Origin of the sequence: Ruminococcus bicirculans (ex Wegman et al. 2014) (assembly GCF_000723465.1) — a bacterium.
Lineage (GTDB): Bacteria > Bacillota > Clostridia > Oscillospirales > Ruminococcaceae > Hominimerdicola > Hominimerdicola aceti.
Map to the genome: position 1 here is coordinate 1,918,617 of NZ_HF545616.1, position 17,122 is coordinate 1,935,738.

Consider the following 17,122-nt stretch of genomic DNA (forward strand, 5'->3'; position numbering starts at 1 on the left):
CAGCCCTCATTTGTCTATACCCTTTAATAAATATACTCCCATTTTGTGCATATTCCACAAATCAGGTAAAATAAAAAAAGCCGTGCAAAAGCACAGCTTTTTGAAACAGTCAAAGATTATTCCTCGACCTTGTTCTCGATATACTTAACGATATCGCCAACAGTCTTGATGTTCTCGACCTCTTCATCAGGGATCTCTACATCAAAGCTCTCCTCGATGCTCATTACAAGGTCAACTACGTCCAGTGAGTCAGCGCCGAGATCCTCTGTGATAGAAGCCTCCATAGTTACTGCGTCCTCTTCAACGTCGAGCTGCTCTACGATAATGTCCTTGATCTTATCAAATACCATTACTTTACCTCCATTCTGTACTTTACTGGGTCTGCCGCTCAGCGCAGCATTTATGTCAGCCGCCGCCGCTCATAAGTCGGCAAATCATTCGGCATGATCATCAAAAAAACTCATTCCTGCGAACTTTCCTCAAACTCGCCCACAGTTCTAAACTTATTATACCGCCCCTCAAGCAATTCGTCAAGACCTTTTTGCAATTTTCTTTTCAAAGCGCCCTCGATATAGTTAGAGATATTCTCCGCAGTGAGCTGTGGGTCGTTATGTGCGCCGCCGTCGGCTTCGGAAATTATATGGTCGCACACGCCAAGTCTTGTAAGATCCTCGGCGGTTATCTTCATTATATCGCAGGCTTCACGCTCTCTTGTGGAATCCTTCCACAGGATACTTGCAAAGCCTCTCGGTGATATTACCGAATAGATAGCGTTTTCAAGCATTGCAAGCTCGTCGCACACAGCCAGAGCCAGCGCTCCTCCCGAGCCGCCTTCTCCGAGTATTATGGAGATAACAGGAGTCTTGAGGGTCATGAACTCCATGATGTTTTTGGCTATCGCTTCGCCCTGACCACGCTTCTCAGCTTCTACGCCGCAGAATGCGCCTGCTGTATCAACAAGGCATATAACAGGTCTATGAAACTTCTCAGCCTGCCTTGCAAGCCTGAGAGCCTTTCTATAGCCCTCCGGGTGTGGCATACCGAAATTGCACTTCTGATTTTCTGCAAGATCTCTGCCCTTTACCTCTGCGATAACTGTAACAGGTATACCCTTAAAATAGGCTATACCGCCCATAACAGCACCGTCATCACCAAAAAGTCTGTCGCCGTGCATCTCAAAGAAATCGTCGAATATAAGAGGGATATAGTCCTTGGCAGTCGGTCTGCCCTTGTGTCTGATTATATCAAGTCTTTGACAAGCTGTCAGCTCACTCATTTGAGGACACCTCCTTTGCTGGCTTATGAAGTCTGAGTATATGAGCGAGAACTCTTCTCATTTTCTTTCGCTCAACTATCATATCAACAAAGCCGTTTTCAAGCATGAACTCGGCAGACTGAAAATCGTCAGGAAGCTTCTGCTTGATAGTACCCTCTATGACACGTCTGCCTGCAAATCCGATAAGCACCTTTGGCTCTGCGATTATGATATCGCCCAGTGACGCAAAGGAAGCTGTTACACCGCCCGTGGTAGGGTCGGTCATAACTGCGATATAAAGCAGACCTGCTTGGTTATGTCTGGCCACAGCACCGCTTGTTTTCGCCATTTGCATAAGGGAAACTATACCCTCCTGCATTCTTGCTCCGCCTGAGGCTGTGAATGCGATAACAGGGAGCTTATTTGAGGTGGCGTATTCGATAGCTCGTGTTATCTTTTCGCCCACAACACTGCCCATGGAAGCCATCATATAGTTGGAATCCATAACGATTATAACTATCTTCTCGCCTCTTATAGCAGCCTTTCCTGTGATAACAGCGTCTTTAAGACCGGTCTTTTCTCTCAAAGCCTGCTGTTTTGCTTCATAGTCAGGGAAATCTATAGGATTTTTTGATACCATATCCTTATCAAATTCCTCAAAGCTACCCTTATCTATGGTGATATCAAGACGTTCTTTTGCAGTAAGTCTTGAATGATAGTTACAGTGAGGACAAACCTTGCCGTTTGCCTGAAACTCCTCCATAAAAGTGACGTTTCTGCATCTTGGACACTTGAAAAGCAGACCCTTTGGGATATCGGTCTTTTTCTTGTCATCGTCCGCCTTATCGCCGTTAAATCTTACTTTAACGACAGAAAACAGATCTTCAAGCATTATTCCTTACTCCTCTCATCTGCCAAAATGTCGGTACGGTTAAGAAAACCGTTATCGTAATTGCCCTCTAAAAACTCCGGGCGTCTTATAAGCTTAAGCTGGAAATCAACATTGGTTGCAACGCCGTCCACGATAAACTCAGACAGCGCCCATGTCATTTTTGCAATAGCTTCTTCTCTATTCTTACCGTGAACTATGAGCTTGCCTATCATGGAATCGTAATAAGGCGGTATCTCATAGCCCTGATAAACTGCGGTATCTACTCTTATTCCTGGTCCTCCGGGGATAAAGAGCGACTTTATCCTGCCCGGTGACGGTCTGAAATCAAGAAGCGGATTTTCCGCATTTATACGGCACTCTATTGCATGACCTGTCAGCTTTATATCCTCCTGCTTTATAGACAATCTCTGTCCTGATGCGATAAGGAGCTGTTGCTTTACAAGGTCAACGCCTGTGACGGCCTCTGTGATAGGGTGTTCCACCTGTATACGGGTGTTCATTTCCATGAAATAGAACTCGCCGTTTTTATCCACGAGGAACTCAATAGTGCCTGCGTTCCTATAGCCGCAGACCTTAGCGGCTGTACAAGCGGCTTTGCCCATTTTCGCACGAAGCTCCTCATTCATAAAGCTTGCAGGGGAAGGGGCTTCCTCGAGGACTTTCTGATTTCTTCTCTGCATGGAGCAGTCACGCTCGCCCAGATAGATAACGTCGCCGTAATTATCCGCAAGTATCTGTATCTCGATATGCTTAGGGTCTTCTATGAATTTCTCGATATAGATCTCGTCATTGCCGAAGCAGGCAAGAGCTTCCTGCTTTGCGGCGGTCATCTGCGCTTCAAGCTCGTCGTCGGAGTGAACGATCCTTATGCCACGTCCTCCGCCGCCTGCTGAAGCCTTTACCATAACAGGGTAGCCAAGATCTCTTGCCAGCGTATGGGCTGCATGGATATTTGAGATAGCACCGTCTGAACCCATTATAACAGGCACGCCTGCTTCTTTCATTGTTTCCTTTGCCTGCGCTTTATCGCCAAGCATTTCAATAGACTCGGCTCTTGGTCCTATGAAAGTTATGCCGCACTTTTCGCACATTCTTGCAAAGGACGGATTTTCAGACAGAAAGCCAAAGCCCGGATGGATAGCGTCTGCACCTGTTATCTCGCAGGCGGAGATTATCGCCCTGACATTAAGATAACTGTCCTTGCTTGGTGCAGGACCTATGCAAACGGCTTCGTCTGCTATCTGAGCGTGGAGAGCGTTTCTGTCAGCGGTGGAATATACCGCAACAGTATGTATGCCAAGCTCTCGGCAGGCTCTTATAATGCGGACAGCGATCTCGCCTCTGTTCGCTATCAATACTTTTTTGAACATATTATGCCTCACTAATTATGACTAGAATAAGAGATACCTTACTTTATCGCAAAAGTTATCTCAGCGGAAACAGCCTTCTTGCCGTTTACAGAAGCAAGTGCCTTTCCAACGCCGATAGGACCCTTGACTTTGATTATCTCCACCTCGATATCCAGCTTATCACCAGGCACTACCTGCTGACGGAACTTACAGTTGTTTATGCCGCCGAACAGACCTATCTTGCCCTTGTTCTCAGGAAGTGAAAGCAGTGCAACTGCACCTGCCTGCGCACACATCTCTACCATAAGTACACCCGGGGTAACAGGATAGTTCGGAAAATGTCCCTTGAACCAAAAGTCCTCAGCCTTTATATACTTTGTAGCCTTTACACGCTTGCCCACTTCAAGCTCGTTTACCTCGTCGATAAGCAGAAAAGGGTCACGGTGAGGGATTATTTCCATGATCTGCTCTTTATTCAAAACAACTGCCATTGTCTTTCCTCCAAATCAGTTTAGTCAAGTATCATTATGGTCTGATCGAACTCAACAGCGTCGCCGCTGTTTACGCATATCTCTCTTACCACGCCGTCAAATTCGCTCTGTACTTCGCTCATTACCTTCATGGACTCGATAATGAAGATAGTGTCGCCCTTCTTTATCTTGTCGCCAACGCTTACGAACGGCTTTGAATCAGGTGACGGAGCGGCATAGAATGTTCCCACGATAGGGGCTTTAACTGCCTTGCCGCCTGTTACCGGCGCTGATGTTGCCGACGCTTCTGGTGCTGTCTGGGCAGCAGGTAAAGCTGTGCCTACAGCCATTGGCATAGGCATTCCCATTGGTGCAGGAGGAGGGCATTTCTTGCCCTTTACTGTTATCACCTTGTCGCCGTCAGCTATTGTTATCTCACCGAGGTCTTTATTCTTCACGATATCGGCAAGCTTCTCTATTGTTTCAAGGTCAAACTGGCCATAAATTTTTTCGCTCATATCAGTTTCTCCTTATTAGTCGCACTTCTTGATACAGATAGTAGCGTTATGTCCGCCAAAGCCCAGAGAGTTTGAAAGTGCTGCATAGACAGGCATTTCTCTGTTGCCCTCAACGCAGTAGTCAAGGTCGCACTCAGGGTCAGGAGTGGTGTAGTTTATTGTCTTATGAACAAAGTCGTTCTGTACAGAAAGTGCAGTAACGATAGCTTCCATGCCGCCTGCCGCACCAAGAAGGTGACCTGTCATAGACTTTGTGGAGTTTATGACCGTCTTTCTTGCGGCTTCTTCGCCAAGAGCAAGCTTGATAGCTGTTGTTTCATACTTATCGTTAAGACCTGTTGATGTGCCGTGAGCGTTGATGTAGTTCACCTGCTCAGGCTTCAGACCTGCTTCTTCATAGGCATACTTCATTGCATGAGCGGCAGCCTCGCCTGTTGGTGATGGGCTTGTCATGTGATAAGCGTCGCCTGTTGCGCCATAGCCTGCTATTTCAGCTATGATGTTTGCACCTCTTGCTTTAGCGTGCTCATACTCCTCAAGGCAAAGTATGCCTGCACCCTCGCCAAGGACAAAGCCCTGTCTGTTCAGGTCGAATGGAGTTGAAGCCTTGTCAAGCTCTGTTGCCTTTGAGAGAGCCTTCATATTGTTGAAGCCGCTGAGTGCGAAATGAGAGATACAAGCCTCTGAGCCACCGCAAAGGCAAACGTCAAGATAGCCGTCCTTTATTTTTCTGAAAGCTTCGCCGATAGCGTGAGTACCCGAAGCGCAAGCTGTGGTGGTACAGAAATTATCGCCCTTAAAGCCTGTATGCATTGCAACAGTACCAGCCGCCATATTGCCTATCATCATAGGGATAAAGAAAACTGATACCTTATCAGGCTTTTCGTTGAACTTTGTTACTTCCTTTTCGGTCATGTTAAGACCACCGATACCAACACCGATTATAACGCCAGCCTTAAATGGATCAACGTCCTTGAAATCAGAGCCAGCCATTTTAAGAGCCTGCTTTGCAGAGCAAACAGCGAACTGAGTAAATCTATCCATTCTCTTTGCTTCTTTTTTATCTATATACTCAGTGCAGTCAAAATCCTTGACAGCTCCGACTATCTTTACAGGGAAATTCTCAGTATCGAACTGGTCAACATATGAAAGACCGTTCTTGTTAGCCTTGATGTTCTCCCAGAACTCTTCTACGTTTTTTCCAAGAGGGTTTACTGTACCCATACCTGTGATAACAACTCTTCTCATTTAAACACTCCTTAGTATCATTTAAAACATATCAAATCTACATTCCGTAAAACAAATTTACATGGCGTAAGATGTCCGTCACGGTGAGTGACTACATCATAAGTCCGCCGCTTATTTCTATTACCTGTCCTGTAACGTAGCTTGCGTCCTTGGAAGCAAGGAAGGATACAACGCCTGCTATCTCGTCAACTTCGCCGTAACGCTTCATTGCTATCTGATTTATCATAGCCTGCTTCTGAGCGTCTGTGAGCTTGTCTGTCATAGGGGTCTTGATAAATCCGGGGGCAACTGCATTGCAGGTGATACCTCTTGAGCCAAGCTCCTTTGCAACTGTCTTTGTCATGCCGACGATAGCCGCCTTTGTTGCGGAATAGTTTATCTGTCCAGGGTTGCCGTAAAGTCCTGCAACTGACGCAAGATTTATTATCTTGCCTGACTTCTGTCGCATCATAACGCTGCCCACAAATTTTGACATATTGAACACGCTCTTCTGATTTACAGCAACTACCATATCGTACTGCTCCTCGCTCATACGAGCCATAAGACCGTCACGAGTAATTCCTGCGTTGTTTACGAGAACGTCGATAGTGCCAAAACGAGCCTTTACTGCCTTAACTGTTTCCTCTACCTGTGCATAGCTTGAAACGTCGCAGATGAACTTTTCACACTCTACGCCCTCTGCCTTTATCTTATCCATTATATCGTTATCTTCAAACATTGCCTCAGAGATATCGTTGAGAGCAATATTATAGCCGTCCTTTGCAAGTCTGAGTGCTATTGCTGCACCTATTCCTCTTGCGGAACCTGTTATCAATGCTGTTGCCATTTTATCTTCCTCCGTCTTTTACTTGCCGAGAAGCTTTTCTGCTTCTGTGAACATTTCCTCTATCATATCCTTTGCAGGCTCGATCTTCTTTACCATGCCTGCGATAGCTCCGCAGAGGAAAGAACCCTCCTCAATGTTGCCGTCCTGAACGGCTTTTCTCAGTGAACCGAGGGTTATCTCCTCGAACTCCTCAGGTGTGATAGTGCCGTTTGCTTCGCCGCTTGCAAGCTTCTTTGAGAACTTTGTCTTAACGTTTCTGCATGGGTGACCTGTATATCTGCCTGTTACGATACTGTCTGTATCCTTAGCCTTTACAACAAGTTCCTTATAAACAGGATTTATCTGACACTCCTCTGCGGCAAGGAAACGTGTGCCGAGCTGTACGCCCTCTGCGCCAAGCATGAATGAAGCGGCTATTCCTCTTCCGTCTGCTATTCCGCCTGCGGCGATAACAGGTATCTCAACTGCGTCAACTACCTGTGGTACAAGACACATGGTTGTGTTCTCACCGATATGTCCGCCTGACTCTGTTCCCTCTGCAATAACAGCGTCAGCGCCTGCTCTTTCCATTCTCTTTGCAAGAGCAACTGACGGAACGACAGGTATCACCTTTATGCCTGCTTCTTTCCATGCAGCCATATACTTGCCTGGGTTGCCTGCACCTGTTGTTACGACAGGTACGCCCTCGTCTATAACGAGCTGAGCGAGGTCATCGGCATTAGGACTCATGAGCATGATATTAACGCCGAAAGGCTTTCCGTTTACAGCCGCCTTTGTCTGTCTTATCTGATCTCTCAGGTAGTCGATAGGTGCAGAGCCGCCTGCGATTATGCCAAGTCCGCCTGCGTTTGAAACTGCGGAAGCGAGAGTATGCTCAGCTATCCAAGCCATACCGCCCTGAAAGATAGGGTATTTTATACCCAAAAGTTCAGTTATTCTTGTCTTTGTAGTAGTCATAGTAGTTCTCCTTATTGTCAAAAGCAAATTTTATGCCATAATACATAATAACAATTTATTATGTACCGAATATAAACTGTATATTTATTATCAATACTCGAAAACAGCCGCACCATAAGTAAGTCCACCGCCGAAGCCTACAAGACAAACCTTGTCGCCTCTTTTTATCCTGCCTTCTGCAACTGCGTCGCAAAATGCGATAGGGATAGATGCGGAAGATGTGTTGCCGTAGCGGTCGATATATACCGGGAACTTGTCCATTGAAACGCCAAGGTGCTTTGCGGCAGTTTCGATTATTCTTATATTTGCCTGATGCGGCACTATCCAATCAAGGTCATCAGGGGAAATTTCGATCTTTGCACAAGCCTGCTCAACTGCATTTGGAAGTGCCTTTGTGGCAAACTTATAGACCTCTTTGCCGTCCTGCTTGAAGAAATAATCCTTTGTTTCAGGCATATCCATATCAAATTCCTCGCTATTAGTTCTGAAAGCGTTCTCAGACTTCAAAGCACGGGAAGCAAGATACTTTGCACCGTTTCCGTCTGCGCCAAGGAAGCTTGAATATGTAGTATCCTCTGCTGTTTCAAGGACGAAAGCGGCTGCGCCGTCACCGAAAAGCACGCAGGAAGAACGGTCGGTATAGTCAACGAATTTTGAAAGCTCCTCAGAAGCCACCAAGAGAACGGTCTTTATTCCATCTCCTGTCTGGAGATATCTCTTTGCGGTATCAAAGCCGTAAACAAAGCCTGCACAAGCAGCGTTAAGGTCAAATGCGATACAGCCTATCGCGCCTATCTCTCTCTGGATAAGGCAGGAAAGTGACGGAGTGAAATAATCCCCTGTTACTGTTGTGGCAATAATAAGGTCGATATCCTCTGCCTTTACTCCTGCGTCAGCCATTGCAGCCTTTGCCGCCATTGCTCCAAGATAGTATGTAGGCTCGCCATTTGTGATGTGTCTTTGCTTGATGCCTGTTCTCTGAGTTATCCACTCGTCGCTTGTTTCAACGATCTTTGTGAAATCCTCGTTTGTTGCGACCATTTCAGGCACATATTTGCCTATGCCCTTGATCTTTACGCCTGTTACTTTACTTCCCACTGATTTTTCCTCCTGAAAATTCTATATTATATATTGTATATTTCCGCAATTTGTGCTATAATGTTCTTGTTCCTATGGAGCAAATCAAAATATATTATATCAAAATATAATTAGTTAATTTTTTAACTATATAACACATATCATAACATTATAATTATAAACTGTTTTTTTAGATACGTCAATAACAAATTATGAACAACTCTTGATGAATTTAAACATTTAGAGAATTTTTCACAAGTTTTAGGGCGTTAGTTAATATTATGTGTCTATTTTTGAAAATATCTTGCAAAAATTAAATCATAAAACAATAATTGAGCGTAGATAACTTTCAGAAATTTACAGATATGAGATAAGGCGGCTTTGATATTATCAGGCGGCTATGTATAAATTTAACCACAAAGGAGTAAAATTTTATGTCAAAAAATATTTTTTTGTTTTCAGGTCAGGGCTCACAGTATGTAGGAATGGCTAAGGAGCTTTGCGAAAAGTATGATGCTGCAAATGCGGTTTTCGACACAGCGGAAAAGGTGCTGGGATATGACCTGAGAGCAGTAACATTCGACGGCCCTGACACTGAGCTTAACAAGACAGTGAACTCACAGCCTGCTATAATGGCTTGCTCGCTTGCCGCTTTTGAAGCCGCAAAGGCTGAGGGCATCACATTTGACGGCGTAGCAGGTCACTCACTGGGCGAATATGCTGCTATGGTAGCCGCAGGTGTTGTAACTATGGAGGACGGCTTCAAGCTCATCAAGGCGAGAGCGGCTGCAATGCAGAAAGCCGCAGAGGCTAACAGTGGCTCAATGTATGCTATAATCGGTCTGCCTGCTGAAGAGGTCGAGAAGATATGCGAGGAAACAGAGGGCTATGTTGTTCCTGTAAACTACAACTCAGCCGTTCAGACAGTTATCGCTGGTGACACAGAGGCTTGCGAGGCGGCTGCGGCAAAGTTTGCGGAGATGAAGAAAAAGGCTATAAAGCTCAATGTTGCGTCTGCTTTCCACTCAAAGCTCATGCAGAGTGCGGCTGATGAATTTGTTGAAACTGCAAAGACAGTTGAGTTCAAGACTGCAAACGTTGATTTCTACTCAAACGTTCTTGGAACAAAGCTTGAGGACTTTTCTGCTATGCCTGATATGCTTGCCAAGCACATCGTTTCACCAGTTAAGTTCACTTCTGAGCTTGCAGAAATGGAAAAGGCAGGCTATGAAAACTTTATCGAGCTTGGTCCTAACAAGGTGCTTACGGGTCTTGTAAAGAAAACTCTCAAGGGCAAGAACGCTGTGAACATTGAGAACAATGCCACAATGGAAAAGGCTCTTGCTTCTCTGAGCTAAAATATCGAGGGGAGAAAAATGAAAAAGGCTATGAAAAGGGCTTTGCTGTTGGCATTGGCGGTGGCAATGCTTGTTTGTCTGAGTGCCTGTGGAAAATGTGCGTGGAAGATAAAGATAAACGGCAAGGATATACAGATACCATGCACTCTGGACGATATTGGCGAGGAATATGAATACACGCTGGATTATCCTTTTTCGGGGAACTCAAACGGCAAGGGGATATTCTCGGTGGCGCTTATGCAGGACGGCAGTATAATAGGCACTGTTAAGGTAGAAGCGGACAGTGTTGACAATATTGACAGGAAGTCGAAGATACGTCAGATAAGTGCGGCGCAAAGCAGTTCCGATAAAAAGGGAATGAGCATTGCAGGGGTAAAATGCGGTGATGACAAGACGGAAGTCAAAAAAGTTTTCGGAGAGCCTGACAGTCCTGACGCAGACGCATGGAAATACAAGAAGAGGGGCTTTTGGGCGACTTTCTTTTTTGATGATGACGGCAAGGTGACAATGCTGAGCATATCAGACATTGATGATGAAGATACCTGATAAAAGGCGGTGTATAAAATGAAACGCAATGACTACATATCATGGGACGAATATTTTATGGGCATTTCACTGCTATCTGCACAGAGGAGCAAGGATTCTCACACGCAGGTAGGGGCTTGCATAGTTTCTCAGGACAACAAGATATTGTCAGTAGGCTACAACGGTATGCCTACCGGGTGTTCTGATGATGAGATGCCGTGGGACAGGAACGGAGAGTTTCTTGACACGAAATATCCATTTGTGTGTCATGCCGAACTTAACGCCATTCTCAACCATGCGGCAGGAAGCTTACAGAATGCCAAGATATATGTTTCACTTTTTCCATGCAACGAATGTGCAAAGGCTATCATTCAAAGCGGCATAAAGGAAGTCGTTTACTGGGAGGACAAATATGCCGACACTGACGGAGTTAAGGCTTCTAAGAAAATGTTTGAGCTGACGGGGGTAAAGATACGCAGGTATATACCTACTAACCGTGAGATAACTATAAGGCTGTAAAAGGCAATTATCCTGCCGAAACAGTTTCAGGCGACAATGCGGGCGAACACTGTTCGCCCCTACTGTACATTGTGCGGTTATTAAGATTTGTGCAATAAATTGCAAGTTGCCCCTACAGATATACATTATTAATATGCGGAAATTTTTTATAAAGAAGGAATGTAAAATGTCAAGAAAATACGCTATACTTGGAGAAACGCTTAAACACACTATGTCGCCTCCTATTCACGCCAGGCTTTTTGAACTAAAAAACCGTGAATACGAGTACGAGATACTGGAGGTAAAGCCTGAGGAGCTTAAAGACAAGGCGGAGTATCTTAATTCTCTTAACGGCTACAACATCACTATTCCACACAAGATAGGCATTATCGACTACACTGATGAGCTTGACCAGTCGGCAAAGCGTTATCACTCTGTAAACTGCGTTGACAACAAAAACGGCAGGCACGTTGGCTACAACACTGACTGCGACGGTTTTCTCAGAACTGTTCGTGCAATGAATATCGACTTCACAGGAAAGATACTGCTCATAGGCTGCGGCGGAGTAGGCAGAATGATGGCAATTGAGGCGGCTCTTGCCGGGGCTGACCTTTACATTGCGGTACTGGAGAGCGATATGCCTTTGGCTAAGCAGGTAGAGAAAGAAATAAAGGCTATGAAGTCTGACGCTAGGATAACTATTGTTCTAAACACTGAGATACCGACCGACGTTCACTACGAGCTGCTTATGAACGCTTGCCCTGTGGGAATGTATCCTAAGACAAACGCCTGCCCTGTTCCTGATGAAGTTATAAAGGCGAGCGGTGCGGTATTTGACGTTATATACAACCCTCGTGAGACTTTGCTCATGCAGAAAGCCAAGGCTATGGGCAAGAACGCTGTCGGAGGCATGGCAATGCTAGTTTGGCAGGCGGTTTCCGCTCACGAGATATGGGACGGCGACGAATACACAGACGAGGAAGTTCAATCTATCATAGACGAAATGGAGATCGCTGTGGAGAAGGATTTTAAGTAAAATACATTATAATAAGGATAGTAAATATGAGACCAATATTTTTGTGCGGCTTTATGGGCTGCGGAAAATCTACTGTGGGAAAGATCTTGGCGAAAAAAATGGGCTGTCAGTGCGTTGACCTTGACAAGTATATCGAAAATACGGCAGGAATGAGCATACCTGAAATATTCGACAAATACGGTGAGGAGCATTTCAGGAAGCTTGAAACCGAGGCTCTTGCAGCATTTGCTGACATTGGCGGCGTTGTTGCAACAGGCGGCGGAGCATTGCTTTCGGAGGAGAACGGCAATGTGGCTAAAAGATCTGGCATGGTGGTCTTTATCGACACATATTTCAACACCTGCTACGGACGCATAAAAAACGACCCTAACAGACCTATCGCTTACAACTCCACCAGAGAACAGCTTTTAGAGCGGTTTGATTATCGAAGGCCTTTATATCTTGCCCACTCACACTATGTCATAAGCGGTGGTTATCCGCCTATCGTCATCGCCTCTAAGATACAAAAGCTTTACAAGAGATTTGATTTCGGGCAGGGCTGATTTAGCTCTTCCCTGCAGGCTCGACCTTCATGCCCCCTGTTTTCGGGCTTATCGCAAACCAAGGGAGCCTTAAGCTTATGCCCGTTTATCTTGCATTTTTCTTCATACTTCTGCTTGTGATGATGTCAAAAACGGGAAAGCTTTGTCATAATAAATAGTACGGCTTGTGCAAACAGTACCAAATTATTTGTATCTTGGATAATCAAAAATAGCTATTTATAACGAATAATCCAAAAAATCTGCAAGCACTGATAAAAAATGTTGAAAATCCTTCCGACATGTTGTATACTTATGATATGAAGACGTTATATTAAACTGCCATATGACAGAAGGGAGCTGCAAATGGACATACAGAAAACCGTGCTTGTCGTTGACGACAGCACAACGAACCGATCTATACTTTGCGACATACTACATTCTGACTATACTGTGATCCAAGCAGAAAATGGCATACAGGCTCTTACAAAGCTAAAAAGACAGGATAAAAAAGTTGACGCTATAATACTGGATATCATAATGCCCGAAATGGACGGATATGAGTTCATGAATAAAATAAAGCAGGATAAAACCTTATCTCAGATACCTGTTATTATACTAACAGAAAAATCAGACAGAGACACTGAAAAGAAGGTGCTTGAAAGCGGTGCGTGGGACTTTGTTCCAAAGCCTTATGACGCTGATATTATAAAGCTAAGGCTCAAAAACGTTATCGCAAGAAGTCAGGTATCGCTGCTCAAAGAACTTAATAACGTTATGAACTACGACCCTCTTACGGAGATATATTCAAAGAATAAATTTTTCAGTGCATCAAAGGCACTTCTTAAGGATAATCCTGACAAGCAGTTCGCTTTTCTAAGACTAGATATCGACCGTTTCAAGCTTATAAATTCATTTTTCGGCACTGCGTATGGAGACAGACTACTAAAGCGTGTTGCAAAACGTATAAGAGATTTTGCAAAAACAACGGAATGCTGTACCTTTGGTAGGATAGACGCTGACGTTTTCGGTATCTTCACCCCTTATCAGGGCAAGGAAGAAACAGTAAAGCAGATAGAGCAGGCTGTTGAAGACATGAAAAAACTGTCCGCAAGCTATAACATCATGATCGTTTACGGCGTTTATGTGGTGACTGACAGAAGCCTGCCAATATCCTTCATGTGCGACCGTGCCGCTCTTGCCGCTAAAACTGTAAAAGGGCATTATATGAAAAGCTATGCTTTTTATGATGACAAAATGCGGCTTTCTCTCGAAAATGAGCAGAATATAATAAATGAAATGAGCGACGCTCTTGAAAACCACGAGTTTGTGCCTTACTATCAGCCTAAGTATGATGTAAAGACAAACAAGCCTGTGGGTGCGGAGGCCCTTGCAAGGTGGATACACCCTACCAAGGGATTTATCTCACCTGGTGTGTTTATCCCGATATTTGAGAAGAACGGCTTTATCTCAAAGCTTGATTTCTACATATGGGAATGCGTATGCAAACAGCTCAAGGAATGGAAAGACAAGGGAGTTCCGCTCTTCCCTGTTTCTGTAAACGTTTCAAGGGTAAACCTTTACAACCCTAATCTTTCAAAAATAATAATCGAACTTACGAAAAAGTATGACGTTGACCCTAAGTATTTCAACATCGAGATAACGGAAAGCGTTTATACTGACGACAATGTAATGATAGATGATATCACCAGTCAGCTCAGAAATAATGGCTTTACTATCCTCATGGACGATTTTGGCAGCGGCTATTCTTCCCTGAACGTACTCAAAGATGTTCAGGTGGATATGCTAAAAATGGACATGATGTTCATGTTCAAGGCAAAGTATGACGGCCGTGCAGAAACTATAATTTCTTCTGTTATCAGAATGGCCAAATGGCTCAATATCCCTGTTATAGCGGAAGGCGTTGACAGAGCGGAGCAGGTAGAATTTCTGAAAAGCGTAGGCTGTGACTACATTCAGGGTTTCTATTATTCAAAGCCTTTGCCTGCGGCAGACTATGAAAAGCTTATTTCAGATCAGGAGGAACAGCCTTTGCCTGAGAACAGGACGTCAGTAAACGACCTGCTGTGGGGCAAGAGCGGAGGATTGCTGACATATATCGACAGCATCGACCAGCCTGCTACGATATATGAATGTTTTCCGAACGGCACAGTGGTAATGGTATGTTCAAACAAGGCATTTTCACAAAAATACGGCTATGGCAGCAGTATTTACGGCAAACTCAATGTTAAGAACTGCATTGACAGCGAATGCAAAGAGAAATTCACAAGCACTGTGAACAAGGCAATAGAGAGCAAGGACAGAGCAGAATGTGTTCTCAGTATGCACGAGATAAACGGCAAGAAGCACTGGTTCAAGACGCATTTACGATTTATCAGCGAAACAGGTGTAAGCTCTGTGCTTATAGCGTATTTCACGGACGTGACCGACATGGTGTTGACGGATAAACGCATAAACGAATATAAGAACTATATCCAAGATGAAATAGACCGAAAGCACAAGATCCTTATCGTCAGCAACAACAGCGACACACGCTGTCAGCTCGAAGAGATACTTTCTCAGGAAAATACTGTTTTCACTGCAGAAACCATTCAGGCAGGAAAAAAGCTTCTTCTTAACGAGGATATCGACCTTATTTATTTTGACATACAGCTTATTTCCAAGGACGACGAATTTCCTCTTGACATTGATGAGAGAAGACTCCCCGTTATTGCTATAACTCAAGCTCATAGCGTACTTAAAGGCATGACAAAATTGAAGAACAGAGTTTCAGACTTTGTTATGAAGCCGTATATAGATGAGCTGGTACGCCTGAGAACGAACAATCTTTTAAAGATCAATATTTCAGGCAGTGCAAACGAAAAATATTTTAGCCGAACGAAATGATCTGAAAAAGTCCTCTGCGATAAGCGGGGACTTTTTCTCTTATTAAGCTGTCAGCTTTATTGACAAAATATACACTATCTGATATCATATAGGTATGAATGCTGAAAGCGAGGGAGAAAAAATGTATCTTGACAAGTGGCGTGTGGCAATAAGAAATTTGAAAAATTCGCTTTTTTCATATCCAAACACGGCTCAAAGCTGTTTCCCTGACCCTATCACGGACGACACAGTGTTTTACTGCGTTCAAGGTCTTGTATATGGCAGTCAAAAGTTCCCTGACGGAAAATTCATACGCAGTTCTCCTGTGACCTCGGTATACTCCGAGGACGGAAAGCTTTTTGCCAAAACAATAAACAACGTTTATGAGCTTAAAACGCCAAGCGATTATTTTGACTGCGATATCGCTGAAAATGCCGCACAAAAAACAGGAAGCAATGAGCTTGCTGAAACAGCTAAAATGCAGAGAGAAAAGCTCACGGCACAGCTTGATAAATTTTTCACGATCTGCCAGAGGCTTTGTGATAATGAACAGGCTGACGTTGCAAATGAGTTACCTGAAGATACTCTTGTTATATGCTATTACGGCACTGACCCACATGGAAACAAGATGTTCTACAAAAATGAAGATATGGTAGTGCCTGTTTTTGCATATGTGACCGTTGGGCTGGTCATTGATTCTGTGGGGCTTGCGGAAAGCGAGGAAAAGCTGGATTTATGGGATACGCTGGGGAGATATTATATTGACAGCGAGCTTATGGAGTTTTATGACTGTGACACGAAAAACCTTATTTTCTGCAATTTGACGAACTCTCCTATATATGTCACGATTTACGAAAGCTCCGCTGCTATGCTCTGTATGCCGAACACGGCTAAGATAGCTTCAAGAAAAGTAAAAGAAAAATAAAACTTTTATCCGTCTGAGATCTCAGGCGGATTTTTTTATTGCACAATATAGAAAAGAACGTTGAAAATTAATAGAATGTTAAACTTTTAACGTGTCATAGCAATTGAATAATCGTCGAAAGTGTAGTATAATTTCCTTATATAGTTGTTTTTTGATGTAAAATAATATATTTAACTATTTTTTGTATCGTGAGGAAAAGATCATGGAAATTTTAAAACAGCGTATTCTTAAGGACGGAGTAGTAAAGGAAGGAAACGTTCTCAAAGTCGATAAATTCCTTAACCACCAAATGGACGTCAAGCTTTTCAACGATATCGGTGAGGAGTTTGCAAAGAGATTTGCAGGAACAGGCGTAAACAAGATACTCACTATCGAGTCATCCGGTATTGGCATTGCCTGCATTGCGGCACAGCATTTTAACAACTGCCCTGTTATTTTTGCAAAGAAAACTCTCAGCAAAAATCTTGACGGCGAAATGTTCGTTACTCAAGTAAAGTCCTACACAAAGGGCGTTACATATGACGTAATGGTATCTGAAAAATATCTCGGCAAGGGTGACAAGGTGCTTATTATAGACGATTTTCTTGCTAACGGATGTGCTCTTATGGGGCTTATAGATATCGTAAAGCAGTCCGGGGCTGAGCTTGCGGGAGCAGGTATCGTTATCGAAAAGGGCTTCCAGGTTGGCGGAAAGACTATCCGTGACATGGGCGTAAAGCTCGAATCTCTTGCTATCGTTGACTCTATGGACAACGGCACTATCACTTTCAGGGACTAACGCACA

The 17,122-nt window shown here is 44.1% G+C and carries 18 protein-coding genes; 8 read left to right on the plus strand and 10 right to left on the minus strand.

Features of this window, described 5'->3' with window-relative positions; translation table 11 throughout:
- Positions 1-116: 116 nt before the first annotated feature.
- The 10 genes from acpP to RBI_RS08890 form a co-directional block, all read right to left on the minus strand.
- The gene (gene acpP, locus RBI_RS08845; protein WP_038672418.1) at positions 117-350 is read right to left on the minus strand and encodes an acyl carrier protein; all 234 of its coding nucleotides are present in this window, start codon (positions 348-350) and stop codon (positions 117-119) included.
- A gap of 110 nt (positions 351-460) precedes the next feature.
- Entirely contained in the window at positions 461-1,276 is an 816-nt protein-coding gene (locus RBI_RS08850; RefSeq protein ID WP_038672420.1) for an acetyl-CoA carboxylase carboxyltransferase subunit alpha, read from the minus strand.
- Positions 1,269-2,147, minus strand: a complete 879-nt coding sequence (accD, locus tag RBI_RS08855) for an acetyl-CoA carboxylase, carboxyltransferase subunit beta (RefSeq protein ID WP_038672422.1) — start codon at positions 2,145-2,147, stop codon at positions 1,269-1,271. The genes RBI_RS08850 and accD overlap by 8 nt, the downstream gene beginning before the upstream one ends.
- On the minus strand, positions 2,147-3,517 hold the full coding sequence (locus RBI_RS08860; protein WP_038672424.1) for an acetyl-CoA carboxylase biotin carboxylase subunit: 1,371 nt from the start codon (positions 3,515-3,517) through the stop codon (positions 2,147-2,149). The genes accD and RBI_RS08860 overlap by 1 nt, the downstream gene beginning before the upstream one ends.
- Positions 3,518-3,555: 38 nt before the next feature.
- Complete coding sequence (fabZ, locus tag RBI_RS08865) at positions 3,556-3,987, minus strand: 3-hydroxyacyl-ACP dehydratase FabZ (RefSeq protein WP_022288125.1); 432 nt, start codon at positions 3,985-3,987, stop codon at positions 3,556-3,558.
- Between the two features lie 20 nt (positions 3,988-4,007).
- The gene (accB, locus tag RBI_RS08870; RefSeq protein WP_038672426.1) at positions 4,008-4,484 is read right to left on the minus strand and encodes an acetyl-CoA carboxylase biotin carboxyl carrier protein; all 477 of its coding nucleotides are present in this window, start codon (positions 4,482-4,484) and stop codon (positions 4,008-4,010) included.
- 15 nt (positions 4,485-4,499) lie between these two features.
- Complete coding sequence (gene fabF / locus RBI_RS08875) at positions 4,500-5,732, minus strand: beta-ketoacyl-ACP synthase II (protein ID WP_038672428.1); 1,233 nt, start codon at positions 5,730-5,732, stop codon at positions 4,500-4,502.
- Positions 5,733-5,823: 91 nt separating this feature from the next.
- Positions 5,824-6,558, minus strand: coding sequence for a 3-oxoacyl-[acyl-carrier-protein] reductase (fabG, locus tag RBI_RS08880; RefSeq protein WP_038672431.1), 735 nt, complete (start codon positions 6,556-6,558; stop codon positions 5,824-5,826).
- Positions 6,559-6,576: 18 nt separating this feature from the next.
- Entirely contained in the window at positions 6,577-7,515 is a 939-nt protein-coding gene (fabK, locus tag RBI_RS08885; RefSeq protein WP_038672433.1) for an enoyl-[acyl-carrier-protein] reductase FabK, read from the minus strand.
- Between the two features lie 90 nt (positions 7,516-7,605).
- A complete protein-coding gene (locus RBI_RS08890; RefSeq protein WP_038672435.1) occupies positions 7,606-8,613 on the minus strand; it encodes a beta-ketoacyl-ACP synthase III in 1,008 nt (335 codons plus the stop codon).
- Positions 8,614-9,026: 413 nt separating this feature from the next.
- On the opposite strand from RBI_RS08890, the gene fabD reads away from it, so the two are divergent.
- The 8 genes from fabD to RBI_RS08930 all read left to right on the plus strand — a co-directional run bounded on the left by fabD (position 9,027) and on the right by RBI_RS08930 (position 17,116).
- The gene (gene fabD / locus RBI_RS08895; protein WP_038672437.1) at positions 9,027-9,950 is read left to right on the plus strand and encodes an ACP S-malonyltransferase; all 924 of its coding nucleotides are present in this window, start codon (positions 9,027-9,029) and stop codon (positions 9,948-9,950) included.
- A gap of 18 nt (positions 9,951-9,968) precedes the next feature.
- Positions 9,969-10,496 (plus strand): hypothetical protein, encoded by a 528-nt coding sequence (locus RBI_RS08900; RefSeq protein WP_038672439.1) that lies wholly within the window; start codon positions 9,969-9,971, stop codon positions 10,494-10,496.
- A gap of 18 nt (positions 10,497-10,514) precedes the next feature.
- The gene (locus RBI_RS08905) at positions 10,515-10,994 is read left to right on the plus strand and encodes a deoxycytidylate deaminase (protein ID WP_022288133.1); all 480 of its coding nucleotides are present in this window, start codon (positions 10,515-10,517) and stop codon (positions 10,992-10,994) included.
- A 166-nt stretch (positions 10,995-11,160) separates the two neighbouring features.
- Positions 11,161-12,009, plus strand: coding sequence for a shikimate dehydrogenase family protein (locus RBI_RS08910; protein WP_022288134.1), 849 nt, complete (start codon positions 11,161-11,163; stop codon positions 12,007-12,009).
- Between the two features lie 26 nt (positions 12,010-12,035).
- Positions 12,036-12,551, plus strand: coding sequence for a shikimate kinase (locus RBI_RS08915; protein WP_038672440.1), 516 nt, complete (start codon positions 12,036-12,038; stop codon positions 12,549-12,551).
- Positions 12,552-12,893: 342 nt separating this feature from the next.
- Positions 12,894-15,434 (plus strand): EAL domain-containing protein, encoded by a 2,541-nt coding sequence (locus RBI_RS08920; RefSeq protein WP_051706710.1) that lies wholly within the window; start codon positions 12,894-12,896, stop codon positions 15,432-15,434.
- 121 nt (positions 15,435-15,555) lie between these two features.
- Positions 15,556-16,338, plus strand: coding sequence for a hypothetical protein (locus RBI_RS08925; RefSeq protein ID WP_038672442.1), 783 nt, complete (start codon positions 15,556-15,558; stop codon positions 16,336-16,338).
- Positions 16,339-16,540: 202 nt separating this feature from the next.
- Positions 16,541-17,116, plus strand: a complete 576-nt coding sequence (locus RBI_RS08930; protein WP_022288138.1) for a xanthine phosphoribosyltransferase — start codon at positions 16,541-16,543, stop codon at positions 17,114-17,116.
- Positions 17,117-17,122: the final 6 nt, after the last annotated feature.